We start from the raw sequence: 25,869 nt of genomic DNA on the forward strand, positions 1-25,869 counted from the left end.
GATTATAAATTTTTTAAAGCTTGTTTAATAATCGTTTCTACCGAAGCCTCCGGTGTTTCTTTTACAATTTTCTCGACAACTTTTTCAGCTGATTTTCTTGCAAATCCTAAAACTTCCAATGCAGATAACGCTTCATCCTTAGCGGTATTGTCCTGAGTCACCGAAACTTCTTCCAAATTGTATATTTTCAACACCTTATCCTTCAAATCCAAAATAATGCGCTGTGCCGTTTTTGCCCCGATGCCCTTGATGGACTGAATAGTTCCGACATCGCCGGAGGCAATTGCCTGAATGATCCCTTTCGGTGCCACAGACGACAACATGGTTCTTGCCGTACTGGCTCCTACGCCCGAAACCGACAACAACAACTTAAAAAGCTCGCGCTCGGCTTTTTCCACAAAACCAAAAAGTGTGTGCGCATCTTCCTTTATCTGAAGAAAAGTATACAATTTTAACTGTTCAGCATCGGGAAGTAAAGAAAAGGTGTGCAATGAAATATTAATCTGATACCCTACTCCGTTACAATCGATAACCACTTCGGTAGGATTCTTTTCTACCAATTTACCCTGTATATGTGCAATCATACTTTTTAATTCGTCTATCAAAAATAAGAAAAATCTTTTATCCTGATATTCAGAACAGATGAAGTCCCTGAATTATCCGATAAAAGATTCCTTTTTGCTATTTGTTTACACTCTGTTTTAACCTTTTTTCTTTTTCCTGAGCATCTACAACCGCTACTGCAGCCATGTTGACCATTTCTTCAACACTTGCCCCCAACTGGAAAATATGAACCGGTTTTTCAAGCCCTAACATGATCGGTCCGATGGACATGATTTTGTTAAGCTCTTTCAGCATTTTGTAGGTAATATTCGCTGAATCAAGATTTGGGAATACTAAAGTATTTACTTTTTTGTTGGCCAGTTTGGAAAAAGGGAATTTGCTCGCCAACATGTCCTGATTTAAGGCAAAGTCGGTCTGGATTTCTCCGTCGACAACCAAATCCGGATAATTTTCATGAAGATAGGCCACTGCTTTTCTGATTTTAACAGCACCTTCATCCGAAGAAGAGCCAAAGTTTGAAAACGACACCATCGCAATAACCGGCTCCATTCCAAACATACGAACGGTTTTAGCTGTCATCAGCGCGATTCTTGCCAGATCATCAGCAGTAGGATTCGGGTTGATTGCGGTATCTGCCAAAAATATCGGGCCTCGCTTGGTCATCATCATATTGGTAGTGGCAATTCGGGTAACACCTTGTTGCTTCTGAACCAGCTCCATCATCGGTTTTACTACCGTTGGATAACTTCTGGAATACCCTGTTACCAAAGCATCGGCTTCACCTTCGTTGACCATCATCGCAGCGAAATAATTGCGTTCGCGCATCCATTTCTGAGCATCCAAAAGGGAAGTCCCTCTTCTTCTGCGGGATTCCCAATAGGCGTTGGCAAAACGGTTTCTTCTTTCTTCTTCTTCCTTGGTTTTCGGATCGATGATCACTACATCTTCGTCAAAACCGATTTCGGCTTTTAAATCTAAGATAGTTTCTTTATTTCCTAAAAGGATCGGCTCCCCAATACCTTCTTCTTTCACAATTTGAGCTGCTTTCAACACATCAAGATGATCCGCCTCTGCAAAAATCACTCTCTTTGGATCAGTTTTTGCCCTGTTGTGCAGCAAACGAACCATTTTATTGTCCGAGCCCATACGCTCCATCAAATCCTCACGGTACTTATCCCAATCGGTAATCGGAGCCGTAGCCACACCGGATTCCATAGCGGCTTTAGCCACAGCAGGCGGTACTTCGGAAATTAATCGCGGATCGAATGGTTTTGGAATGATATAGTCGCGGCCGAAAGCTAATTTCGTTTCGCCATAAGCAATATTTACCTGCTCCGGAACGGATGCTTTAGCTAAATTCGCCAAAGCCACCACCGCAGCTTTTTTCATTTCTTCATTGATTTTCGTAGCACGCACATCCAGCGCACCACGGAAAATGAACGGGAAGCCCAATACGTTGTTCACCTGGTTAGGATGATCCGAACGTCCGGTAGCCATAATAATATCTTTACGGGTGGCAATCGCCAAATCGTAATTGATTTCCGGTTTTGGATTGGCCATTGCAAAAACAATCGGGTTTTCCGCCATGCCCAGTAACATGTCCGGGGTTACAATGTCTCCGGAGGACAATCCGATGAAAACATCAGCTCCCTTCATTGCATCGCCCAAGGAATCATATTTCCTGTCGGTAGCGAACTGGCGCTGCATCTCCGAAATGTTCGGATCGTCTTTTCGCAAAGCCCCTTTACTGTTGAACATTACGATGTTCTCAACTTTTACGCCAAAAGACACGTATAATTTTGCACAGGCAATCGCTGCAGATCCCGCTCCGGAAATGACCACTTTCACTTCTTCCATTTTCTTTCCGGCCAATTCTACAGCGTTCAATAAAGCGGCTGCGGAAATGATCGCGGTTCCGTGCTGGTCGTCGTGCATTACCGGAATGTTCAGCTCTTCAATTAAACGTCTTTCGATTTCGAAAGATTCCGGTGCTTTGATATCTTCTAAATTGATCCCACCGAAAGTAGGCGCAATATTTTTTACGGTTTCGATGAATTTGTCAACATCTTTGGTGTCCACTTCGATATCAAAAACATCGATGTCGGCAAAAATCTTAAACAAAAGTCCTTTTCCTTCCATTACCGGTTTTGAGGCTTCGGGACCAATATCCCCTAACCCTAAAACGGCAGTACCGTTGGAAATTACGGCAACCAAATTTCCTTTGGCAGTATATTTGTAAACGTTGTTAACGTCTTTTTCAATTTCCAAACAAGGTTCGGCAACTCCCGGAGAATAAGCCAAAGCTAAATCTCTTTGTGTAGCATATTTCTTAGTGGGAACAACCTGAATTTTACCCGGCGTGGGCTTGGCATGATATAATAAGGCTTCTCTTCTTTTACTGTCTTTATGCATGGTTTGTTTGTTTACTAACTCACAAAGATAGCGGTCTGATACTAAAAAGTAAAGTTTTACAGTAATAGTTTTACAAAGTTTTTTACTTAGGTCTGAAAAGCGCTCCCATCGGCAAAAATGAAAAAGCAGTAAAACACAAATAAGCAACTTTCAATACATTTTTTAAAAAAAATACAAGTTGTTGAAAATCAATAAATTAAATTAACATTTGCTGTGGAAAAACCACAATAATTTTTCTTACAGACAAACTAACTTTACTCTTACATTTCCAGAACAAAATACCTCAAAATCTTAGATTTTATCATTGCAATAAATTTATCGCATCCAGAAAAACTTAATCAGGCTTAAGCCGAATCACTTGTGCACCCCAAGCCCAGCAGTTGTTACCATCTAAAGAATTTCAATAGCGCCAACTACCAAATCGCTCACACAAATACCACACATCGAAATACCACACATTCAAATACCACATTTTTTTTAACCTACAACCGTAAAAGGAACGGAAAATGCCGAAAATCCGAGCAAAGAGTAGGCATAACTTCTAATTATTTCAATTATGGCATTCACAAATTTAAGCGATGTGTTTGCAAGTGTTCATGAAGACGGTTTTAATCAAATCATTGAGCAAATTGCAATGCAGCGGCCTTCGTTGTTCCATTACGGAACCGAGTCATTCGTAAAGAATCCTAAATTACTTTGCTGTCCTCCAAAAAAGGCACATCCGGAGGTCATCAAAAGAGGAAATCCAATTGTTTCACGACTCTCCTATCTGCCCATTCCAGGCTATCCGGGAGGAGTCGGTTTAGAGTTTAATTTTTCACTAAGCGAACTGCAAATTGATTTTGAACCCACAAACAAATTCAATTTACCACCAGAACTTGGAGTAAAATTACCAGCACAAGCCTTTGCCATCAAAGCCATTGTCTGCGGCGGTATTGCTTGTCCTGACCCAAAAGACCTTGATCAGTTTATCGTATATCCGGAACCTTACCGACCCGATTTATCCATCAAGGGCAACAACGATACGCATCCAAGAGAATTTTCAGTAGATGTTGTGACCCCAAAAAGGGGCTTGCCTTTTAATCCGAAAAATATTCACTGTTTTAAGATAGGCTTATTTGCCGTACTAAACCTTTCCAGAAGCTCCTACCTTGGGGAACCTGTATTGGAAATTAAACTGCAAAACCTTGAATTAGTAGATATTAAACCGGATGGCTTGGAAAACAGCATGGAGTGTTTTCTCAAAACGACTTTAAGACTTGGCATTTTACCACAGATACGAATTTCCCTGAATGCCCTTGTGCTTAAACTCGGAGATTTCATCTCAATTGAACCTGCTGCGATAACTGCATCCTTACCGAACAACCCGTCCGTTGCTAACGATTCACTCTCTGTGTTTCTTAATTTAAAAACACCTTAATTTAAAAATCATGGCACATTTAACATTAGCCGCAAATGAAAAGGCTTTCAACAAAGTAGTTGACAGGGCAAAGGATTACTTCCATCCGGTTGCTTCCGGCAGTGGCAGTTTTGGCCCATTCAGCGTATCGTATAATGCAGGGGTGCGTTTAGGGACAGGCACTGTAGATTTACAAAGCAACGGAACAGTCCGTATTGATGAACTGGATATTATTTACGACCCGTTAAACGTTACTTTCGGAATCGACATCCCAACAATTACCATAGGCGGATTTTGCCTGATACCATCGCCTTGGGGCTGCATTTTAAGAGCGCCCCGCATCACCTTGTTTGGGGCAAACCCTGACATCAGTGTTCCAATTAATTTCGACGGTATTTTTCAAAGTGAAATTTCAGGCGCCTTCCGGTTAGTTCCCCGATATTTTAACAATCCTGCAAAAGGTACCCTTACCGATCATGACGCCCATGATTTAGGTCGCGCTAACGAATGGCAATTCTTTCTGGATCCGGAATGGCTTGATATTGATATTGTGGACATCTCCGACACCATAGGAAATCTTATTCAAAATATTACCGATGGTATCATCGATGCCTTATTGGGATGGGCGCCTGCTTGGGCCAGAGCAATTGTAAGAGCAATACTCTCCCCTATCATCGCCGCAATAAGAGCGATTTTAGATATTGGTGATGATATTGATGAATGGCTCTCCAACTTATTTGGGGTAAGTTTAGGGCTTTTTGACTTTGTACTAACCGCAGTGGCCGACTATTTCGCCAGTAAATTCCCGATTTTCAAGTTTGAAGAACCTTTTCAGATTATGGCAGGCAGCGGTAGTTTAATACCTATTTTACTACCAATTCGCAATGTTGCAGTAAATGTTGATGCTACAGAAATGGTAATCACATCCGATTTCAGTTAATCTTAAACTTACGATTATGCAAGCAAATACAATTATGAACAAATCGCTGTTCCGAAATTTTGGAGGAAGCACACAAAACATTAATGCCAGTATCATGGTAGCCCATCCGGTTTATAGCGGAACATACAACGGCACAGTTTACCAACACGGAAAACTACTGGGGCAATTTGAACTTTTATCCTCTGAACAGCAAACAGAGACACAGGTTGATATTGATTTATCTGTATTTACAAAATCTTTAAAACTGCAGGATGACTGCGATTGCAAATCAATGGAACGAAAATACTCTGTAAAAGACAAAGGGTATGTTTTTTTCTTTGTTTCAGGCTCGGAAGATGGATTTCACATTGAACTTGAACCATTTGACAAAAAAAACGCCCAAGGCGGGCGGCGATATTCCACAAAGCAATTACAAAAAGGCGACATAGTGGTTTCGCTGATCATGCGTCCCGGAATATATGAAATTACCGGTTCCGAAAAAGAAAAATGCAGTCTGACAGTAGAAGTACCGAAAGATCTGGAAAATTATAAACACTATTTGTCGCAATCAACTTCAGTAATTTTATCTGAAAGAGGGTTTGACAAAAAGGAAATCAAAACAGCTCCCGGTGAAGGCATCGTGGTTATTTTAGAAAAAGACAGCAATATTGAGGTAGCATTACTAAAACCCACAGAAGTAAAAGACAATGGTCCCGGCCCTAAAGCGCATCGCTGGCAAAAACGACCTCCTTACAAGAAATAGCACTTAAGTAAACACTTAAAAATCAAACAATCAAACTCCGTTCTGCCTTTAAGAATGGGGTTTGTTCTTTATTGTTAACGTTTCAAAAAGTCAACATTTCGTCTCAGACCTTCCAGTTTCGTTCGTTTAACTGCGGAATTTTTAAAGACTTTCCGAAAGGTTTCTTCGGTGATTTCCTCCCAGTCTTTTTTGGAAAAAGAAAGCAGTTCCGGGTTAGGATTAAACAGCGATTCCTGATGCGGTTTAGAAAAACGGTTCCACGGACAGACATCCTGACAGACATCACAACCGAACATCCAGTCGTCGAATTTCCCTTTCATTTCCATCGGCAAATTCTCTTTGAGTTCGATGGTGAAATAGGAAATGCATTTGCTGCCATCTACTACATAGGGCGCCACAATCGCTTCGGTCGGACAGGCGTCGATGCAGGCCGTACAGGTTCCGCAATGGTCGGTGGTGATGGTATCGTAATCCAGATCTAGATCAACAATCAGTTCGGCAATGAAAAAGAAAGAACCAACTTGTTTGGACAAAAGATTCGCATTTTTCCCGACCCAGCCCAAGCCGCTTTTCGCCGCCCAAGCCTTGTCCAGTACCGGTGCCGAATCCACAAAAGCTCTACCGGACACTTCCCCGATTTCAGTTTGGATGAAACGCAGCAGGTCTTTAAGTTTGTCTTTGATGACAAAATGATAATCCTGTCCATAAGCGTATTTAGACAACTTATAACTTTCCGGATTCTGAATTTCAGCAGGGTAATAATTGAGCAATAAGGAAATGACACTTTTCGCATCGTCAACAAGTAGTGTCGGATCAAGACGTTTGTCGAAATGATTTTCCATGTAGTGCATTTCGCCCTGCATGCCTTTTTGCAGCCAGGCTTCCAGGCGCGGAGCTTCTTCTTCCAGAAAACCCGCCTTCGAAATCCCACAAGACAAAAATCCGAGGCGCTGGGCTTCGGACTTTATCAGTTGTGTGTATTTCACTGTATTGCTGTTCATGGTTGCATTAGGGATAAAGCAATTGTCTGAGCTCTTTTTATTGGAACATAGTGGAAATAAAAAAGCGAGTGCGAAAGCCCGACCTGAAAGGGAATGCCCTAAAAAAGACCACCTTGTATATTGGTTCGGATTTTCCCAAGATGCTTATAAGCTTTCTCGGTCACTTCTCTTCCTCTCGGGGTGCGTATGATAAAACCTTCCTGTATTAAAAACGGTTCGTACACTTCTTCGATGGTTTCGCCGCTTTCGGAAACGGCTGTCGCCAAGGTTGTAATACCCACGGGACCGCCCTTGAATTTATCGATGATAGTCGTTAAAATTTTATTATCCATTTCGTCAAGTCCGTGCGCATCGACATGCAAAGCTTTTAAAGCGTAACGTGCAATTTCAATATCGATTTTTCCGTTCCCTTTGATTTGGGCAAAATCCCGCACGCGACGCAAAAGCGCATTGGCTATACGAGGTGTTCCACGGCTGCGACCGGCAATTTCGATAGCGGCTTCCATGGAAATCGGTACATTTAAAATGGATGCACTTCGCTGAACGATCGTGGTCAATAATTCGGTATTGTAATATTGTAAACGGCTCTGAATTCCGAAACGGGCACGCATGGGCGCCGTTAAAAGTCCGGAACGCGTGGTCGCCCCTACTAAGGTAAACGGATTCAGGTTGATCTGAACGGTTCTCGCATTCGGTCCGCTTTCGATCATGATATCGATCTTGAAATCCTCCATGGCCGAATACAGGTATTCTTCCACGATTGGGCTTAAACGATGGATCTCGTCAATGAACAAAACATCACGTTCATCAAGATTGGTAAGTAATCCAGCCAAATCCCCCGGCTTGTCCAAAACCGGACCGGAAGTAATTTTGATCCCAACCCCCAATTCGTTTGCCAAAATATTGGCCAAAGTGGTTTTTCCCAATCCCGGAGGTCCGTGAAAAAGGGTATGATCCAAAGCATCACCACGCAGGTTAGCCGCTTCGACAAAAACTTTCAGGTTTTCCAATACCTGATCCTGACCGGTAAAGTCTTCAAAACTTAACGGTCGCAGGGCTTTTTCAATATCGACTTCCTGAGGCGTGAAACGCTCCTTATTCGGATTCAGATTATCATTCATAGGGCAAAGATAACAAGAAGTGTTCAGTTTACGATTAGCCGTTTACAGTTTCTGAAGAAACCTCACACATGGAAACCCGGCGCAAGCAAGTCGGCCCAATCCGGATGCCGCTTCAGATAGGCTGCCACAAAAGGACACAAGGGCGCCAAAGTATAGCCTTTCTCCTTAATCCAGCTGAGTGTCCTGAAAACCAGTTCGGAACCCACGCCTTTACCGCTCAATTCGTTCGGTACTTCGGTATGGGTCAGAAACATGATGTTGTCTTTATTGAGGATGTACTCGGTAAAAGCGATATGATCTTCAACTTCAAGTTCAAATCTTTTCTTATCCTCATTCAAACGGAGGACGGCGTGCTGTAAACTATGCATTTTTGTCTTTGTTATAGTAAAACGACAAGGCACCGGACGGGCATTTTTTTACCTGCTCGATAATTTCATCGGAACTCGCACCACGGACTTCAATCCAAGGCTGCACTTTAGGACGAAAAACACTCGGCAAGCCACGTACGCAATTTCCGGAATGCTGACACAAATGCTGTTTCCAAACCACGGTAATTTCACCGTTGGTGTATTCTTTTTCGTTTTCCATAATCGTAAGGATTTTGCTTTAGGGAAGTTACGAAAAAAATTACTGGTTATAGTATGTTTTTATATCTTTAACGCAAACTAACCACAGAATTTATGCAAGACGAACATCAACATTTTAAACGCGAACTGGGATTACTGGACGGCACCATGCTGGTAGTAGGCTCCATGATCGGCTCCGGTATTTTTATTGTGAGTGCCGATATCGCCCGTCAGGTTGGCTCGACCGCCTGGTTGTTAATCATCTGGTTGTTATCAGGGCTTATCACTATTATTGCGGCGGTAAGCTATGGTGAATTGAGTGCCATGTTCCCGAAAGCCGGCGGACAATATGTCTATCTAAAAGAAGCCTACAACAAACTAATTGCCTTTTTGTACGGCTGGAGTTTCTTTGGCGTTATTCAGACGGGAACCATTGCAGCCGTTGGAGTAGCTTTTTCCAAATTTGCCGCTTATTTGATCCCTGAAGTTAGTGATGAAAACATTCTCTACGAAATTGGGAGTTTCAAACTGAACGCCGCGCAGTTGGTCTCTATAGGCACCATTATTTTACTGACGTACATCAACAGCCGCGGGGTTAAAAACGGGAAAGTATTACAAACGGTATTAACGATTATCAAAATAGCTTCACTGGTCGGCTTGATTGTATTCGGGCTTACCGTAGGGGCGAAAGCAGAAATCTGGGATGCCAACTGGACCGAGATTTGGGCCACAAAATCCTTCAATACCGAAACCGGAACCTGGTTACCGATATCGGGCACTGCTTTGATTACCGGAATCTCTGCCGCAATGGTTGGCTCGTTGTTTTCGAGTGATGCCTGGAACGGGGTTACCTTTATCGCAGGAGAAATAAAAAAACCGGAGCGCAATGTGGGACTGAGTCTGTTTTTGGGAACCTTCATCGTAACCTTAATTTATGTTTTGACCAACGTCATGTATGTCGCCGTCATTCCATTGGAAGAAATCGCCTTTGCCAAATCGGATCGTGTTGCGGTGGTAGCGGCGAATAACATCTTTGGCAACATCGGAACACTGATTATTGCCGTCATGATCATGATCTCCACTTTTGCCTGTAACAACGGTTTAATCATGGCCGGAGCGCGTGTTTACTATACCATGGCAAAAGATGGCTTATTCTTCAAAAAAGCAGCCGATTTGAATGCGTTCAGTGTTCCGGCCTGGGCACTTTGGGCACAATGCATTTGGGCATCCGCTTTGTGTTTGACCGGAAAATATGGCGATTTACTGGATTTCGTGGTAATCATCGTATTGATTTTCTACATTCTGACCATTTACGGGATTTTCATCCTTCGCAAAAAACAACCGGATACAGAACGACCATACAAGGCTTTTGGCTATCCGTTCCTACCGATGTTATATATCGTATTGGCTTCTGCCATCAGTATTTCCCTTTTGATCACCAAGTTTTCCACTTGCGGCTGGGGGGTTTTAATCATGCTGACAGGAATTCCGGTATACTATTTTACACAACGAAAATAATTTTATAAAATTTTGATTTTCAGTTGATTGGAATTGAAAAATTTTGTAATTTCACTATACAATTTTTGATTTAGTATTTATTTGAATAAGAGGCACTACAAACGTGTTCTTTTTCGGGTTCTATCTAGCTAAAAAAAGTGTAGGGTGATAGTAAATCAAAAATTAATGGGAGGTCATATTAATAATGGCCTCCCTTTTTTTGTGCCGTATTGAAATAGAAAAGACACTTCCAAAGCATCGCAATCAAACAAATTCACCTCAGAGATTTAAACCAAGAGCAACTTCTGAAAGACTGACAGAATAATTACAACAAAATACCTTTACAGCATTAAAACAGTAAAAGGAAAATAAAAGGAATACTAATTAACGATACAAATCAAGAACAAACACAAAACAAAAAGGCCTTTCCGAAATGGAAAGGCCTTTTTTGATGAATTTATAATCTTAATGATGAAGTTGCTCTTCGCCTTCTTTATAAGGAACAGTTTGCGGAACGAAATCCTCGTCATGTCCTGGCTTGCTGTAATCGTAAGCCCAACGGTGTACGTGAGGAATTTCACCCGGCCAGTTTCCGTGAATGTGCTCAACCGGCGCAGTCCATTCTAATGTATTGGATCTCCAAGGGTTTTGAACAGCTTTCTTACCGTAGAAAATACTGTAGAAGAAGTTCCAGATGAATACCAATTGGAACGCTGCCCCAACCAAAGCAAACATAGTAATCAATACGTTTACGTCTGCTAAATCATCGAACAACGGGAATGCCGTGTTAGTATAGTAACGTCTTGGCAAACCGGCCATACCGATAAAGTGCATTGGGAAGAATACCCCGTAAGCACAAACCGCCGTTACCCAGAAGTGGATGTACCCCAAATTTTTATTCATCATTCTTCCGAACATTTTAGGGAACCAGTGGTACACTCCGGCAAAGAAACCGTAAAGTGCCGAGATACCCATTACCAAGTGGAAGTGAGCCACTACGAAGTATGTATCGTGAACGTTGATATCTAATGTAGAATCTCCAAGGATGATACCGGTCAAACCACCTGTGATGAATGTTGACACTAATCCGATAGAGAACAACATCGCTGGGTTCATTTGAAGGTTACCTTTCCATAAGGTAGTAATATAGTTGAATGCTTTTACCGCAGAAGGAATCGCAATCAATAACGTTGTAAAGGTAAATACCGATCCTAAGAATGGGTTCATTCCGGAGATGAACATGTGGTGACCCCAAACGATAGTCGATAAGAAGGCAATTGCTAAAATCGAAGCAATCATCGCACGGTAACCGAAGATCGGTTTACGGGAATTCGTAGCAATAATCTCGGAAGTGATTCCCAATGCCGGTAATAATACAATGTATACCTCAGGGTGACCTAAGAACCAGAAAAGGTGCTCGAACAATACCGGAGAACCTCCTTGGTAATGTAAAACCTCTCCAGAAATATAAATATCAGACAAGAAGAACGATGTACCGAAACTTCTGTCGAAGATTAACAATAAAGCAGCCGATAATAAAACCGGGAAGGAAACGATACCGATAACTGCAGTAATGAAGAAAGCCCATACTGTTAACGGTAATCTTGTCATCGACATTCCTTTTGTTCTAAGGTTGATCACAGTAACGACATAGTTCAACGACCCCATTAAGGAAGAAGCGATGAAGATAGCCATTGATACTAACCAAAGGGTCATACCTGTACCAGAACCTGGTATCGCTTGTGGTAAGGCCGATAATGGAGGATAAACCGTCCAACCAGCAGAAGCCGGTCCTGATTCTACAAATAATGAAATCAACATGATTACGGTTGACACGAAGAACAACCAGTAAGAAATCATATTCATAAACCCGGATGCCATATCACGTGCTCCAATCTGTAACGGAATCAAAAGGTTACTGAAAGTACCACTCAAACCTGCCGTTAATACGAAGAATACCATGATAGTACCGTGAATCGTAACTAACGCCAAATAGATATCATTTCGCATTACTCCTCCCGGAGCAAATTTTTCACCTAAAAGGAATTTAAAAATTCCAAATGATTCTTCCGGCCATGCAATCTGCATACGGAACAACAATGACATCATAACCCCGATAATCCCCATGATTAAACCGGTTATAAGGTATTGCTTAGCAATCATTTTATGATCAATACTAAAGATGTACTTCGTGATGAAGGTATCTTTATGATGATGTTCGTGGTCGTGTCCGTGATCGTGACTTAAATCGTGTCCTACTGCTGACATATTATTTTTATTTGAAAATATAAAACATTATTATTTACCAACCTGAGCAATTGCCTTTGTAGTATCAGCTGCTGGTGCCGCTGTTCCTTCCGCCGGTGCCTCAGAAGCTTTAGCCTCCTGTACCGCTTTGCTCAAAGTAGCTTTTTCACTTAACCATTTCTTATAATCTGCTTCGCTTTCCACAACGATTTTCATCTGCATGTTAAAGTGAGAAGCTCCACAAATTTTGTTACATAACAACAAATAGTCAAAAGTATAAGGCTCTAAAGCAGTTTTTCCTTCCGCAACCAAAGCAACACTTTTCTTAGCTCTGATCTTGTTGATATTAGCAACTTTTTCAAGCATTTCAGGTGACTGACGCATTTGGTCCGTAGTCTTGGTCGGTGTGAAAGAGAACTGAGTCACCATACCCGGAACACAATTCATCTGTGCTCTGAAGTGTGGCATGTAAGCAGAGTGCAATACATCCTGAGAACGCATTTTGAAGATGATTTTTCTTCCTACAGGCAAGTGTAATTCCTGAACTTGTTTATCATCCTGTGCATTAGGATCAGATAAATCCACTCCTAAAGTATTTACACCCTCGATATAACGTACATTCGCTTTTCCAAGAGCTCCGTCTTCACCAGCGTATCTTGCTTCCCAGCTGAACTGTTTTGCATACAACTCTACATAAATAGGATCACCTTCTTTCTCGTCCACAAACATGATGTTAGTCCAAGCATACAATCCGTAAAGGATCAAACCTGCCAAAACAATCACCGGAATGATAGTCCAGATGAATTCCAATTTATCATTATCCGCGAAGTATAAAGCCTTATTGCCTTGCTTTCCTCTATATTTAAATGCAAAATAATGCAACAATGCCTGAGTGATTGTCTGAACAATAAAAATAAGGATCATGGAAATCCACATTAACTGATCCACTTCAGGTCCGTGCTCAGAAGCTGAACCGTCCATCAATGGAAAATGTCCAAATTTAACACAGCAATAAATTGTCGTTAAGTAAATGAAGACTAAAAAGCCAAACATTAAGTAACCATTTAAATTATTGTCCTTATCGTTTGCAATTTCAGATTTCTCTGAAGATTTTCCACCGATTTGGGTTAAGTCAAATATCTTAGTCAATTGCCAGATGGCAACCCCTAATAAAACTGCTACTAAAAGTATCAATAAACCTGTCATTTGTTTATTACTTAAATATTAATAATGAAAATGTTTGCTTTCTTCAATCAACGGATTACGTTTTGCCAACAACGGAACTTTAGTAAGAGCCGAGAAGATAACAAAAATAAACAATCCTAAGAAGAACAATAAAGCTCCTATCTCAGCAGCACCGATGAACCACTGGTCACCTACGGTAGCTGGCATGATCATGTTGAAGAAGTCAATATAGTGACCGCACAGGATTATTATACCTGCCATCACCACAATCCAGGTAAGACGTTTGAAGTCTGTGTTGATAAGGATTAAAATCGGCAACACAAAGTTCATTACAACCATACCGAAGAACGGTAACTTATAGTTTTCGATTCGGGTCACGAAATAGGTAACCTCTTCCGGTATGTTAGAATACCACATCAACATGAATTGTGAGAACCATAAGTACGTCCAGAATACTGAAATACCGAACATAAACTTAGCCAAATCGTGGATATGACTTGTGTTCACATACTCTAAATATCCTCTTGATTTTAAATATAAAGTAACGAAAGCGATAGTTGTAATTCCGCTTACAAAGAAAGAAGCAAATACATACCATCCGAACAAGGTACTGTACCAGTGAGGATCCACGGACATAACCCAATCCCAAGAAGCAATCGATTCTGTTACGATAAAGAACGCTAAGAAAGCAGCCGCCATTTTGAAATTCTTTTTGTAGAAAGAATCATCAGTAGCGTTATCCTGTGCCAAAGAATTCTTTCTTGACAAATAACGGTACAAGTTCCAACCTGCTAAGAAAACAACAGCTCTTATCAAGAAGAATGGCACATTCAAAAATCCTGATTTTCCTGTAATGATAGCATCATAATTAGGGCTTGACGGATCCGTTACCCCTTCTCCCATCCAAACAAATAAGTGGTGGAAATGCATTCCTCCTAACACTAAAAGTACGATGAAGATGATTGATCCCGGCAATAAGTAAGCGGTAATTCCTTCCATAACACGGAACAATACCGGTGACCACCCTGCCTGAGCTGCCCATTGGATCGCGTAAAACGCTAAAACCCCAACAGAAATCAACAAGAAGAAAATACAAGCCACATACACAGCAGCCCAAGGTTTGTTCTGCAATTGGTGTAACACGTGCTCTAGGTGTTTTTGGTGTTCAGCGTGAGCATCGCCTTCCGCACCGTGGTGTGCTTCTGCTTTGTGTGCATCATCGTGTTGTGCTTCTTCTGCATGAGCCGCAGCAGCATGTGTTGTGTCTGCATGTACAGCAGCCGAATCAGCTTGTTTTTCAACAGAAGCCTCAGCATGTGCAGCAAGAGTAGCAGTTACAGAATCACTGACTTTATGTTCACCGTGTGCAACAGCTTCTTTTCCGGCTTCCATAGCTTTAACTACTTCTCCGTGAGCCGGAGCCGCAGCATGATGTCCGCCATGATGGCTCTCTGCCAGTATTTTCTCTACGTCTTCCGTAGTTTTTGGTGCAGTTAAAAAACCGTATGCAATCCCCAACAACCCTAAAGCCATAAGGACAAATGCAGCAGTTTTTAATTTGTTTGAAAATGTGTACATATTCTAAACGTTCAAATGAGTTTTACTTTTTTAATTCCCCTCTAAGTGTCATTACGTGTCTTGCCACTAACCAACGCTCTTCCTGAGTCAACTGGTTGGCGTGCGATCCCATGGCGTTTAAACCATAAGTCTCTACGTGGAAAACACTTCCTTCAGTAATTTCTCTGTCGGCATAACTTGGTACCCCTAAGAATTTTTCTCTTTTTACCAAGTTTCCTTTACCGTCTCCTTTTTCTCCGTGACAGATTGCACAATAGATATTAAACAATTCCGCCGCTTTTTCAGGATTAGCCGATAAAGAATCTAGAGGTGATTTCAAATTTGCTTTTGCATAAGCATACCCTGCAGTAGTGTTAGGCACTTCATAAGGCTGGAAACCTCTTTTCACTGAACCTTCCGCAGGTTTTAATCCTTCTTTCCCACCTTTGAAAGCAGAAGACTGAGAGTAGGTCTCATAAGCTACTGACTCATACATGTTCGGAAAGAACTGATAGTTAGGCTTGGATTTGTCGAAACATGAAGTCGCAACCACCGAAACACCAACTAATGCTACTATTTTATATAAGGCTTTCATATCTTCTATTAATGCTTATCAATTACTTTTACTTCTACAGCTCCTGTGTTTTTAAAGAAAGAGACCATTTCGTCTTCATTTCCGTGAAGCGCCACTTCCATCAAGAAGTGATCGTCTGTAGTTCTTACATCAGGGTTCTCCGCTTTTTTAAACGGCCATAGTTTACTTCTCAAATAGAAACTGATAACCATTAAGTGCGCCGCGTGGAATACGGTCATCTCAAACATTACCGGAACGAACGCAGGCATATTCTGATAGAACGCGAAACTTGGTTTACCACCGATATCCTGAGGCCAGTCCAAAATCATGATGTAGTTCAATAAATTAGCCGCAACTGTCAAACCGATACATCCGAAAATAAATGATGCGATGGCAATTCTCGTTGGTGCTAACCCCATTGCTTTATCCAAACCGTGAACAGGGAACGGTGTATAAACTTCTTCAATATGGTGATGCGCTGCACGGGTAGCTTTTACAGCATCCATTAAAACGTCATCATCAGTGTATATAGCATGTATAACTTTATTCGTACTCATGACCTATTAATGATTATGTGAATGATGTCCTTCTTTTTCTCTTTCTCTTTTGTAGTTGTCCCCAGAGGTTTTCAAAATTGTTTTAACCTCTGCCTGAGCAATTACAGGGAAACTTCTTGAATATAATAAGAATAATACGAAGAAGAAACCAATTGTACCGATATAGATACCCGCATCTACGAATGTCGGCTGGAACATCGTCCAAGATGACGGTAAATAATCTCTGTGTAGGGAAGTAACGATGATTACGAAACGCTCGAACCACATACCAATGTTTACCACTAAGGAAATAATGAACGAGAACATGATGCTGGTTCTTAGTTTTTTGAACCACATGAACTGAGGAGAGAATACGTTACACGTCATCATCAACCAGTACGACCACCAGTAAGGACCGGTTGCACGGTTTAAGAAAGCGTATTGCTCATACTCCACCCCTGAATACCAAGCTACGAAAAGCTCTGTAATATAAGCACATCCTACAATAGAACCTGTAATCATGATTACGATGTTCATCAATTCGATATGCTGGATGGTGATATAATCTTCAAGGTTACAAACTTTTCTCATGATGATAAGCAAGGTGTTTACCATGGCAAATCCAGAGAAGATCGCTCCCGCAACGAAGTACGGAGGAAGGATAGTCGTGTGCCACCCCGGAATAACCGAAGTTGCGAAGTCAAAGGATACAATCGTGTGTACAGAAAGTACAAGTGGTGTTGCTAAACCGGCCAATACAAGAGAAACCTCTTCAAAACGTTGCCAATCTTTTGCTCTACCGGACCATCCAAAAGAAAGGATGGAATAGATTCTTTTGTTGAAAGGCGTTACGGCTCTGTCACGGATCATTGCGAAATCCGGTAACAATCCTGTCCACCAGAATACCAAGGATACGGAAAGATACGTCGAAATCGCGAATACGTCCCATAATAACGGTGAGTTGAAGTTCACCCATAACGATCCGAACTGGTTTGGAATTGGTAATACCCAGTATCCTAACCATGGACGTCCCATGTGAATGATCGGGAACAAACCTGCCTGAACTACCGAGAAGATAGTCATCGCTTCCGCAGAACGGTTAATCGCCATTCTCCATTTTTGACGGAATAATAATAATACGGCAGAGATAAGAGTTCCGGCGTGACCGATACCTACCCACCAAACGAAGTTAGTGATATCCCAGGCCCAACCTACTGTTTTATTTAATCCCCAAGTTCCGATACCGGTAGAAATGGTGTAAACCATACATCCTGCTCCCCAAAGGAAAGCTGCTAATGCAATGGAAAATACTGTCCACCATAGTTTGTTTGCTTTTCCTTCTACAGGACGAGCCACGTCTACTGTTACATCGTGATAAGATTTATCACCTATAACTAAAGGTTTTCTAATGGGTGCTTCGTAATGAGACGACATAATCCTTTATATTGTTTCTTATTAATTTATTTAATTACTCTTAAGTATTTCTAACTTTTACGTGATAGAATACATTTGGTTTGGTTCCAATATGCTCCAATAAATGATACATTCTTTCGTCTTCAGCCAATTTAGCAACTTGAGACTCTTTATCATTTACATCTCCAAATACCATTGCTCCGCTGGTACAAGCTGCCGAACAAGCTGTTTGGAATTCACCGTCCTTAATTTGACGTCCTTCACGTTTTGCTTTAAGGATCGTAGATTGTGTCATTTGGATACACATTGAACATTTCTCCATTACCCCACGCGAACGAACGTTTACATCCGGGTTCAAGACCATACGACCTAAATCATCATTCATATGGTAATCGAATTCACTGTTTTTGCTGTACAAGAACCAGTTGAAACGACGTACTTTATACGGACAGTTGTTCGCACAGTAACGGGTTCCCACACAACGGTTGTATGCCATGTGGTTTTGTCCCTGACGACCGTGTGATGTAGCCGCAACCGGACATACTGTTTCACAAGGTGCGTGGTTACAGTGCTGACACATTACCGGCTGGAACGCCACCTGAGGGTTTTCAGACGGATCTTCCATTCCTGTGAACGTATCAATAGAGTTCATCAAACCGGAAGCTTTTCCTTTTAATTCCACGTCTCCTTTGAAGGTATCCTCAGAAGAATAGTAACGGTCAATACGCAACCAGTGCATATCACGGCTTCTTCTTACCTCAGACTTACCAACTACAGGAACGTTGTTTTCAGCGTGACATGCGATAACACACGCCCCACAACCTGTACAGGCATTCAAGTCTACAGACAAATTGAAGTGGTGACCAGCTGAACGGTCGAAAGAATCCCACAAGTCAACTTCTGTAGCAGGAGTTTCCTGGTGGTCTAAAGACACCATTGGAATCGGGTTCCAGATCTCAGCATCTTTAGTATTGAAGATTTCCAGGGTAGTATCTTTAACGATATCTCCTCTACCCATTAATGTTTTTTGCAACTGAACACAAGCAAATTCGTGATCTCCGCTTCCTTTAGTCAATTTAACAGCACTCTGATTTGCATTTAAGTTGCCGTAAACTTTATAAGCGTTAACCCCAACCTGCATTTCTGCTTTCATAGCTTCTTTACGTCCGTAACCTAAAGCAAGACCGATAGTTCCGGCAGCTTGCCCCGGCTGGATGATAACCGGTACATTCTCTAACTTCACACCGTTTACTTCCAAAGTAGTATAACTTCCGTTAAGACCACCGTTAGCCACGTTGTAGTTTTCTAAACCGATTTTTTCAGCATCTTTTTTGGAAACGGTTACATAGTTGTCCCAAGACGCTCTTGTAATAGGATCCGGGAACTCCTGTAACCATGGGTTATTAGCCTGCTGTCCGTCTCCCATACCCGTTTTGGTATAAAGAACCAATTCCAAACCACCTTGGTTTTTAGCTTGTGCTAAAGTGGCAGCAGCGCCAGCGAAATCAGCAGCACCGGAACCGGCAACTCCTGCTTCGAAAGTATGTACTCCATCGTGAACCAACTTGTTCCAGGTTGTTCCTGGAGCTACAGCTGTTCCGACAGCTTTTAAATAATCGTAATAAGAAGTAGTATTACCATTCCAAGCTAATAAAGCTTCCTGGAATTGTTTTGTGTCGAACAAAGGACGGATGGTAGGCTGCGTTACCGCATATTGTCCTTTTGCGATCATTACATCTCCCCAAGACTCTAAATAGTGAGGGGTTGGAGCAACAATCTTAGTTTTAACCGCAGTTTCGTCTTCTCTTTGTGTAAAAGTAACCGAAAGTTTCACTTTTCCAAGACCTTCAGCAAAATCAGCAGCGTTAGGCAAAGTATAAAGCGGGTTAACACCGTTCATAATTAAAGTATGCACGGCACCGGCTTTCATATCGGCAACCAATTGCATAACAGCTTTGTTATCTCCTTTGCGGATCAAACGGGCACCTGCAGGGTTGAAGGCTTCAGCATTTAAGGCTTTGTTGATTGCCAATACCAATAACTGAGCATTAACATCATCTAAACCAGAAACTAAAACACCTCTGGATCCAGCAGCTTTTAATTGTTGTGCCGCTTTAGCAACAGCCTCATCCTGTTTCCCTAAAGAACCAGTTCCAACTGAAGCACCTGTTACGGCATTGTATAATTTTACTAAAGCATGTTTTTGCTCGGTAACTGTAAGCGGAATACGTTTGTCTGCATTGGCACCGGCCAAAGACATATTCGCTTCGATCTGGATATGCTTAGACATTTTTCCGTTTTTCGGAACACGCCCTTTTGCATAACCTGCATCATAACCGCCACCTTGCCAATCTCCTAAGATATCAGCACCAACGGAAACAATAACGTCTGCTTTTGAGAAATCGTAATCTGCTAAAGCCCTTTCTCCGTAAGCCATTTGGAAAGCATCCAAAGCCGTGGAAGAAGAAACCGCATCGTATACTACGTGCTTAGCCGTAGGGTTTTTAGCAATGAATTCCGCGATAAGCTTATCTGTAGAAGGACTCGCCATAGTACCTGTTAAAAGCACTACCTGACCTCCTTTAGCCTTAGCTTCCGATAAGTTCTTCGCCACTTCAGCATTTACTTCAGCCCAAGAAGCTTCTTTACCGTTGTTTTTCGGCTGCTTTAAGCGCATACTGTCATATAGTGACAATACGGAAGCATGAACTCTTGCATTAGCACCAAACTTAGCGTTTGGTAAATTATTATTTTCAACTTTAATAGGACGACCTTCACGGGTTTTGATCAGGATGTTTGCAAAATCAAAACCATCCATCATCGTAGTTGCATAATAATCTGCAACACCAGGAATGATTTCTTCAGGTTGAACTACATAAGGAATAGACTTAACAACCGGACCTTCACAAGCCGCTAACGAAGCAGCAGCTGTTGAGAATCCAACGTATTTCAAAAAGTCACGACGAGTTGTTGATGAAGCAGACAAGGTAGCTGCATCCCCAAGGAATTCTTCCGTCGGGATTTCTTCAACAAATTCATTGTTTCTTAGCGTCTCAACAATAGAGCTATTTTCGTTTAGCTCCTCAACACTTTTCCAGTATTTTTTGTTTGATGCCATTGTATATAGATATTAGCTTCTTATTAATTATTAATAGTGACACTTACCACATTCTAAACCTCCCATTTGTGCAGCCGTCAATTTATCTACACCATACTTTTTGGAAAGCTCATCGTGAATTTTCGCGTAGTAATCGTTTCCTTCCACCTTAACATTGGTTTCTTTGTGACAAGTCACACACCATCCCATTGTTAACGGCGCATGTTGCCTCATCACTTCCATAGTTTCCACCGGACCGTGACATTTCTGACATTCCACACCTGCAACCGTTACGTGCTGTGAGTGGTTGAAGTACACGAAATCAGGAAGATTGTGAACACGAATCCATTTAACCGGTCTGGTTTTACCTGTATATTTCTGAGTAGTTTTATCCCAACCTACCGCTTCATATAATTTCTGAATCTCAGCAGTGTAGTATTCTTTTGAGTACTCTACGTAAGCAGAATCTTTATCTCCGGCAAATTCACTGATGTTTTTGTGACAGTTCATACAAACATTCAAAGAAGGAATCCCTGAAGTTTTACTTACACGTGCTGAAGAGTGACAGTATTTACAGTCAATCTTGTTGTCACCCGCGTGAACTTTGTGCGAGAAGTGAATTGGTTGAATCGGCTCGTAGTTCTGATCTACACCGATTTGCATCGCGTAACCGTAGATGAAATACATACCCACCAAAAGCATTACGATTGAAGACACTAAAACCAAGAACTGATTTTTAGCAAACGCCTTCCACAACGGTAATGACTTTTCTTTTACAGGCACTTCCACCCCGTTAGCCGCTGCAATCTTGCTAAGCACGTTCTTAACAAAGAACAACAACGCCACCAACATGATTAAAACAACCGCTAAAATTCCTAATATCAAGTTATTAGAAACCCCATCCTGAGAAGCACCACCTGTTCCGGCTGTATCCGGACCTGGAGTTTTAACTTCTTCTTTAGGCTGAGAAGTATACGCTAAAACATTATCAATATCCGCATTAGACAATTGAGGGAAAGCAGTCATTGCTACTTTATTGTTTTCCTCAAAAACCTTAACTGCTTGAGCATCACCAGATTTGATCAACTCACCGCTGTTTTTAACCCATTTGTACAACCATTCTTTGTCATATTTGTCAGCAACACCACGAAGCGCAGGCCCCGTCATCTTTGCATCCAGCTTATGACAAGCCGCACAGTTAGCATTAAAAATAGCTTTTCCAGCTACCGGATCACCTGCACCAGCTGCAGGAGCCGCAGGAGCCGCCGCAGCAGGATCTTGCGCAAAAACGTTCAGCGAAAGCGACAAAACCAGCGCCAGACTGAACAATAATTTTTTAGAAATCGAGTTATGGTTACCCACGTTTTTCATAATTAAAAATGATTATCGACTAAATTTGGTATGATTTTCGCGTTTAAGAAAACACACCCTATTTATAAACTCGGACAAAAATACAACTTATGCATAATTATCAAAACCTTAAATTTGTCTTAAATTGTAATTTATACCAATTCTAAATAAACATCTGCTTTTACGGTTGACATATTAATCGTACTTTTGCTGTAAACATAGTTCATTATGAGAATTTTAAGAACCCCTTACTTTATCACACTACTGCTGTTAAGTGCTTATTTTAGCCAAAAATCATTTTCACAAACGGGAAAATTTAACATTATACAGGATCCTAAATTTGAAAACCTGCTGAACGAAAAAAGGAAGATAAATTCATCTATCACGGTGAATGACCGCTATAAAATACAGATCTTCTACGGCACCAATGAAGAAGCTAAGAAAAACCTTTCAGCTTTCCGAAAAGAGTTCAAAAACCTTGACGGAACCATCGTCTATTCCAATCCTACCTATAAGGTATGGGTAGGCACCTTTAAAACAAGGATTGAAGCCGAAAGAAACTACAAGGAAATCTTAAAAAAGTATCCCAACGCACTACTTTTACGACCAAACAAATAAAATACAGGAACACCTAAAATTATATCATGGCAATTAGAAATAATTGCCATTTTTTTTTATAAAATTGCCTCAACTAAAAAAACTAAAACCTAACTTAAACCCAACTAAATGAAAAAGTTACTTTTTCTGACGCTCTCATTGATAACACTCTGCTCTGAGGCCCAAACCAAAAAAGACAGTACCAAAGTCAAACACCTAGACGAAGTACAGATCAGCACACCAAAATACCTGAAACCGAAGAAAGACATTCCCCAACAAACGGAAACAGTCAGCAAAAAGGAAATGGATTTCCAGAATTTTCAAAATCCAGCCGATATCCTTGGAAACAGTGGTATAGCAGCGGTACAGAAATCACAACAGGGCGGCGGAAGCCCAACACTCCGAGGATTTGAAGCCAGCCGCATCCTTCTGTTGGTAGACGGCATCCGCATGAACAACTTAATTTTCAGAGCAGGACATTTGCAAAACATCCTGACGGTAGACCAGAACATGATTGAAAACATGGATATCTTTTACGGGCCTTCCTCTACGGTTTTCGGAAGTGACGCGCTTGGAGGTGCCATCAACATGCAAACCAAGAAAGCAAGATTATTAGCCGAAGCCAAAAACAAATTCAGCGGTGCGGCTTCTACACGCTATTCTTCGGTAAATGAAGAAAAAGCCATTCATTTTGATTTGAACTACGCTAAGGAAAACTGGGCCTCGCTCACCTCCTTTTCCTTCAACGATTTCGGCGATTTGAAAATGGGCCGCCAACGCAACCACAACAATGCTTTTTATGGCGAAAGGGAGCAATATATCGAAACCATAGACGGTACCGATGTAATGGTGACCAATTCCGACAAATATGTACAAAAGTTCTCGGCCTACAAACAATACAATTTTATCCAGAAGTTCGTGTACAAACAAAGCAACTCCAATGTACATGACCTGAATTTACAATACTCCACAACTTCTGACATCCCCCGTTACGACCGTTTGACCGACGCAAATGCTGCTGGCTTACGAAACGCAGAATGGTTTTACGGTCCGCAGAAAAGGATTCTTGCCGCCTATACCTTCAGTCGAAACAAAGCGTTTTTAAACAGTGACCTGAAACTAACGGCCAGTTATCAGAAAAACGAAGAAAGCAGACACAACAGAAGGTATCAACGATATGATCTTGAAAACCGCATTGAAAAAACAGCTGCTTTTGCCCTTAATCTGGATTTGAAAAAGACGTTTTCCAAAAGTGAACTATTGTACGGTATTGAAAGTTATTACGATAAGGCAAATTCAACGGCATATTCCAATAATATTCAAACCGGAGCGATTGGCGATATAAACACCCGCTATCCCAATGGCGACAACAATATGTTCCGAAATGACCTTTACGCCATCTATACGGGGACTATCAATGAAAAAACATCCTGGACTTCCGGTGCCCGGATCGGGTATGTTACCCTGAACAGTACTATTGACGACGATACGTTTTTCCCACTGCCTTTTGACAAAATCAAGCAAAGTAATTTTACTTACAGCGGAAGCCTTGGCCTTATCCACAATCCGAGTGAAACAGTACGCCTTACCACTAATATCGGAACTGGTTTCAGAGCACCGAACATTGATGACTTAGCGAAGATTTTTGAATCGGGCAGCGGCACTGTAATTGTCCCTAACGAAGACTTGAAACCGGAAAAAACGGTTACCACGGATTTAGGGTTTACCATTACCAGTAAAAACAAACGTTTTCAATGGGACAATGTGTATTATTACACCCGATTTATAGATGCTATCGTAACCGACAAATTCCTGTACAACGGACAAAGCACTATTGATTACAACGGCCAGCCCAGTGTGGTGGTAGCCAATCAGAACAAAGGAAAAGCTTTCATCACCGGGATTTCCTCAACACTGAAAACCTATGTTTATGACAATCTTTTGCTAAACGCCAGCTTCCATTATACTTTAGGACGAAGCATCAATGAGGAAACCGGAGCATACAGTCCATTAGACCACATCCCACCGTATTACGGAAAACTGGGGCTTAATTACACCTTGCGTTTTGCAACCTTTGAAGCGTATATGCTGTATAACGGTAAAAAACACAGCAAAGACTATTCTTCCAGCGGAGAAGACAACCCGCAATATGCACCACAAGGCGGCATGCCTGCGTGGGAAACCTACAATTTCAAAACCTCGTTTGCCATATACAAAGGCCTTCAGCTAATGGCTGGGGTGGAGAACATTCTGGATACGCAGTACCGTACTTTTGCTTCCGGGATCAATGCACCGGGCCGAAACTTCTACGGAACGCTACACTATACATTTTAATCGTTTTGTCACAAAAAAATGAAAAGCTGATTCGATAGCGCCTCCTGATTAACAACCCTACATCATAAAAAAGTCCGGCAATGCCGGACTTTACTTTTCCATTAACTAAACTATATTCTTCGGTAACGAGTAGTCTTATGTCATTTCATTCTAGGTAAGTTCCAAATGAGTTCCTTCGGTATGCAAAATATGTTCAGCCTCTTCGACTTCTTCCAAAGTACCTTTCAGGATAACCATAAACTTGCCTTCTTTGAGGTGTTCCTCATATTTCATCACTTCGTCGTCTTTTATTCCCAAAATAGAGAAAAAAGAAACCACACCACCCGTAACAATTCCTATATCAAAACCGGCTATGGCACCAACTAAGGCACCGGCACCGTAAAGAAAACCAAAACCGGGAATTGTAAAAACCCCGATACCGGAAAGTAAACCAATAACTGTCCCCGCTCCCATACCAATAATGGCCGGTGTTTTTTGGAGCGTATCAGAGGATCGTACGTGAATATGATCATCGACAATCTCCGCCGTTCCGAGGAGCGAAACATTTTTCATGGGAAAATCATGGTCACTTAACACCTTAAGAGCATCTACTGCCTGTTTGTGTGTATCGTAAATAGCAATTTTTGATTTCATGACACTGTTTTTTAATTCCCATATCATTAAAATTATACCATAAAATTAGGCATTTTAACCCGTTTTTTCATCTTTTTTATCATTCCGTTAAGGTAGTATTTCAA

General features: G+C 41.5%; 21 protein-coding genes. 6 read left to right on the top strand and 15 right to left on the bottom strand.

Annotation, left to right across the window (positions count from 1 at the left end; translation table 11 throughout):
* Positions 1–2 precede the first annotated feature (2 nt).
* Together ruvA and ACWPKD_RS05990 are read right to left on the bottom strand one after the other, a co-directional pair.
* Positions 3–584: a Holliday junction branch migration protein RuvA gene (gene ruvA, locus ACWPKD_RS05985; RefSeq protein WP_455411761.1), complete on the bottom strand. Its 582-nt coding sequence runs from the start codon at positions 582–584 to the stop codon at positions 3–5.
* A gap of 97 nt (positions 585–681) precedes the next feature.
* A complete protein-coding gene (locus ACWPKD_RS05990; protein WP_455411762.1) occupies positions 682–2,976 on the bottom strand; it encodes an NADP-dependent malic enzyme in 2,295 nt (764 codons plus the stop codon).
* A 556-nt stretch (positions 2,977–3,532) separates the two neighbouring features.
* Here ACWPKD_RS05990 and ACWPKD_RS05995 point away from each other — a divergent pair.
* The 3 genes from ACWPKD_RS05995 to ACWPKD_RS06005 are packed head-to-tail and all read left to right on the top strand — an operon-like array spanning position 3,533 to position 6,057.
* Entirely contained in the window at positions 3,533–4,396 is an 864-nt protein-coding gene (locus ACWPKD_RS05995) for a hypothetical protein (protein WP_455411763.1), read from the top strand.
* A gap of 10 nt (positions 4,397–4,406) precedes the next feature.
* Complete coding sequence (locus ACWPKD_RS06000; RefSeq protein WP_455411764.1) at positions 4,407–5,315, top strand: hypothetical protein; 909 nt, start codon at positions 4,407–4,409, stop codon at positions 5,313–5,315.
* Between the two features lie 16 nt (positions 5,316–5,331).
* A complete protein-coding gene (locus ACWPKD_RS06005; protein WP_455411765.1) occupies positions 5,332–6,057 on the top strand; it encodes a hypothetical protein in 726 nt (241 codons plus the stop codon).
* 74 nt (positions 6,058–6,131) lie between these two features.
* Here the strand turns inward: ACWPKD_RS06005 and queG are convergent, their stop codons facing one another.
* The 4 genes from queG to ACWPKD_RS06025 all read right to left on the bottom strand — a co-directional run bounded on the left by queG (position 6,132) and on the right by ACWPKD_RS06025 (position 8,767).
* Entirely contained in the window at positions 6,132–7,058 is a 927-nt protein-coding gene (queG, locus tag ACWPKD_RS06010) for a tRNA epoxyqueuosine(34) reductase QueG (RefSeq protein WP_455411766.1), read from the bottom strand.
* 98 nt (positions 7,059–7,156) lie between these two features.
* Positions 7,157–8,179 (bottom strand): Holliday junction branch migration DNA helicase RuvB, encoded by a 1,023-nt coding sequence (ruvB, locus tag ACWPKD_RS06015; protein WP_455411767.1) that lies wholly within the window; start codon positions 8,177–8,179, stop codon positions 7,157–7,159.
* 62 nt (positions 8,180–8,241) lie between these two features.
* On the bottom strand, positions 8,242–8,547 hold the full coding sequence (locus tag ACWPKD_RS06020) for a GNAT family N-acetyltransferase (protein WP_455411768.1): 306 nt from the start codon (positions 8,545–8,547) through the stop codon (positions 8,242–8,244).
* Positions 8,540–8,767 (bottom strand): (4Fe-4S)-binding protein, encoded by a 228-nt coding sequence (locus ACWPKD_RS06025; RefSeq protein WP_455411769.1) that lies wholly within the window; start codon positions 8,765–8,767, stop codon positions 8,540–8,542. The genes ACWPKD_RS06020 and ACWPKD_RS06025 overlap by 8 nt, the downstream gene beginning before the upstream one ends.
* Positions 8,768–8,859: 92 nt before the next feature.
* Here ACWPKD_RS06025 and ACWPKD_RS06030 point away from each other — a divergent pair, with 92 nt between their 5' ends.
* On the top strand, positions 8,860–10,263 hold the full coding sequence (locus tag ACWPKD_RS06030; RefSeq protein ID WP_455411770.1) for an APC family permease: 1,404 nt from the start codon (positions 8,860–8,862) through the stop codon (positions 10,261–10,263).
* 444 nt (positions 10,264–10,707) lie between these two features.
* Here ACWPKD_RS06030 and ACWPKD_RS06035 read toward each other — a convergent pair whose 3' ends face one another.
* The 8 genes from ACWPKD_RS06035 to ACWPKD_RS06070 are packed head-to-tail and all read right to left on the bottom strand — an operon-like array spanning position 10,708 to position 22,222.
* Positions 10,708–12,510, bottom strand: coding sequence for a cytochrome c oxidase subunit I (locus ACWPKD_RS06035; protein ID WP_455411771.1), 1,803 nt, complete (start codon positions 12,508–12,510; stop codon positions 10,708–10,710).
* A gap of 30 nt (positions 12,511–12,540) precedes the next feature.
* Positions 12,541–13,695 carry a cytochrome c oxidase subunit II gene (locus ACWPKD_RS06040; protein WP_455411772.1) on the bottom strand — a complete coding sequence of 385 codons (1,155 nt, stop codon included), beginning with the start codon at positions 13,693–13,695 and terminating at the stop codon, positions 12,541–12,543.
* An 18-nt stretch (positions 13,696–13,713) separates the two neighbouring features.
* Entirely contained in the window at positions 13,714–15,252 is a 1,539-nt protein-coding gene (locus tag ACWPKD_RS06045) for a quinol:cytochrome C oxidoreductase (protein WP_455411773.1), read from the bottom strand.
* Between the two features lie 22 nt (positions 15,253–15,274).
* Complete coding sequence (locus tag ACWPKD_RS06050) at positions 15,275–15,826, bottom strand: c-type cytochrome (protein ID WP_455411774.1); 552 nt, start codon at positions 15,824–15,826, stop codon at positions 15,275–15,277.
* A gap of 8 nt (positions 15,827–15,834) precedes the next feature.
* Positions 15,835–16,362, bottom strand: coding sequence for a DUF3341 domain-containing protein (locus ACWPKD_RS06055; RefSeq protein WP_455411775.1), 528 nt, complete (start codon positions 16,360–16,362; stop codon positions 15,835–15,837).
* 6 nt (positions 16,363–16,368) lie between these two features.
* On the bottom strand, positions 16,369–17,775 hold the full coding sequence (gene nrfD / locus ACWPKD_RS06060; RefSeq protein WP_455411776.1) for an NrfD/PsrC family molybdoenzyme membrane anchor subunit: 1,407 nt from the start codon (positions 17,773–17,775) through the stop codon (positions 16,369–16,371).
* Positions 17,776–17,815: 40 nt separating this feature from the next.
* Entirely contained in the window at positions 17,816–20,872 is a 3,057-nt protein-coding gene (locus ACWPKD_RS06065) for a TAT-variant-translocated molybdopterin oxidoreductase (RefSeq protein ID WP_455411777.1), read from the bottom strand.
* 30 nt (positions 20,873–20,902) lie between these two features.
* Positions 20,903–22,222, bottom strand: a complete 1,320-nt coding sequence (locus ACWPKD_RS06070) for a cytochrome c3 family protein (RefSeq protein WP_455411778.1) — start codon at positions 22,220–22,222, stop codon at positions 20,903–20,905.
* A gap of 207 nt (positions 22,223–22,429) precedes the next feature.
* On the opposite strand from ACWPKD_RS06070, the gene ACWPKD_RS06075 reads away from it, so the two are divergent.
* Both ACWPKD_RS06075 and ACWPKD_RS06080 read left to right on the top strand, forming a co-directional pair.
* The gene (locus ACWPKD_RS06075; protein WP_455411779.1) at positions 22,430–22,819 is read left to right on the top strand and encodes an SPOR domain-containing protein; all 390 of its coding nucleotides are present in this window, start codon (positions 22,430–22,432) and stop codon (positions 22,817–22,819) included.
* 108 nt (positions 22,820–22,927) lie between these two features.
* Positions 22,928–25,132, top strand: coding sequence for a TonB-dependent receptor plug domain-containing protein (locus ACWPKD_RS06080; RefSeq protein WP_455411780.1), 2,205 nt, complete (start codon positions 22,928–22,930; stop codon positions 25,130–25,132).
* Positions 25,133–25,282: 150 nt separating this feature from the next.
* Here the strand turns inward: ACWPKD_RS06080 and ACWPKD_RS06085 are convergent, their stop codons facing one another.
* A complete protein-coding gene (locus ACWPKD_RS06085; protein ID WP_455411781.1) occupies positions 25,283–25,765 on the bottom strand; it encodes a hypothetical protein in 483 nt (160 codons plus the stop codon).
* Positions 25,766–25,869: the final 104 nt, after the last annotated feature.

Source organism: Flavobacterium pedocola (assembly GCF_053764385.1).